This is a genomic window from Pseudoalteromonas sp. S558 (assembly GCF_005886635.1).
In the GTDB taxonomy this organism is placed as follows: domain Bacteria; phylum Pseudomonadota; class Gammaproteobacteria; order Enterobacterales; family Alteromonadaceae; genus Pseudoalteromonas; species Pseudoalteromonas aliena.
This window is the reverse complement of record NZ_PNDU01000329.1, coordinates 1-1,228: the sequence shown is the minus strand read 5'-3', so window position 1 is coordinate 1,228 and position 1,228 is coordinate 1. Positions and strand designations below refer to the sequence as shown.

The 1,228-nt window shown below is 33.4% G+C and carries 2 protein-coding genes; both read right to left on the bottom strand.

What is annotated here, in order from left to right:
* Positions 1-235: 235 nt before the first annotated feature.
* Positions 236-745: an SMI1/KNR4 family protein gene (locus tag CWB66_RS18575; protein WP_138586530.1), complete on the bottom strand. Its 510-nt coding sequence runs from the start codon at positions 743-745 to the stop codon at positions 236-238.
* The gene (locus CWB66_RS18570; protein WP_138586529.1) at positions 742-1,083 is read right to left on the bottom strand and encodes an HNH endonuclease; all 342 of its coding nucleotides are present in this window, start codon (positions 1,081-1,083) and stop codon (positions 742-744) included. The genes CWB66_RS18575 and CWB66_RS18570 overlap by 4 nt, the downstream gene beginning before the upstream one ends.
* Positions 1,084-1,228 lie beyond the last annotated feature (145 nt).

The window sequence follows — 1,228 nt, the reverse complement described above, 5'->3', positions numbered from 1 at the left end:
GTTATGGACTTATAATAATGAACGCCCTAATATGGGCATAGGTGGCATAACACCCATACAAAAGCTGGAAAAGTTAAACAACGGGAATTCTACAGATAGCCTCCATTAAAAATGGGGGGATTACCATATTATTTCGATATTTTTAGTGTTATATTTTTTATTACAAAGTGTTACCAGCAAATCAACACCCACTATTTAAGTGGGTGTAATTGTTATTTCTTTACGATTTTTAGTATTAAATTAAGTCATCTTCTCCTTCAGATTCAACGAGTTTTCGCAACCAAAGACTGAACTTAGACCAATCAGAGTTAGTTTCTAACCAATATTCAGGATTGTCTTCATGTGAAAACACTGAAAAGTTACTACTACCTCGATTACCTTCCAAATCAAAGCCAATAAGATCCCCCCTACCAAGTATTGAACCAATAATTAATAAACTAGGAAATAAACTTTTCATATTCACAAAAACACTTTCAGAAAAAACTTTTAAATCTTCTAAATTGTATAGTTCTACCCCTAACCCATATTCATCAATATAAAGTTTTGATGTCCCTACATTAATTAGGAAGTACTTATACTCTTCAGGTAAACATATCTGATGCTTTTTTTCAAAATTATCAATCTCTATTTCAGTATGTCTTTTTTTCAATATAAAACCATACTCTTCTCCTGACTCGAATTTTACTTTTTCTGTTTGTTTAAGAAAATGATTCAATTTTTTACAAGATGCTTGAAAGTCGTTCATTTCAACTCCGTTATTGTTCCCAGTTTAATACTGTAAGGCAATTCAGATCTAAGTGCTGAGCCAGTACCATGAATAGTCCCTGTATGAGGGTGCTTTACTGGAATCAAATTCCACCACTCATTGGTGCCACCATTTTTCAATGGAATAACATGATGTGGTGTTGCCCCATTTGGCCATGATAAGCCATTATTAACTTCCCACTGCTTAATTAATTCTCTTTGCTGCTTCTTACTAAAGCCGCTTTTCCTAGCCTCTTCATTCTGAACTTTATCTCTTTGCTGAATAATTTTTAAATTCGATTTAATACAACCTTTTTGTTCCTCACTTACTGGAGACAATGACCACTCATCTACATCATGAAGTATATGTGTAGTGGTCAATAAAATTTGGCCACAGTTTTAGAATCTTTGTATCTGACCTCAGATTCATTTGGCGCTAAACCGGCATTATAATGATGCGTCATAACATTATTGTAATATCGAT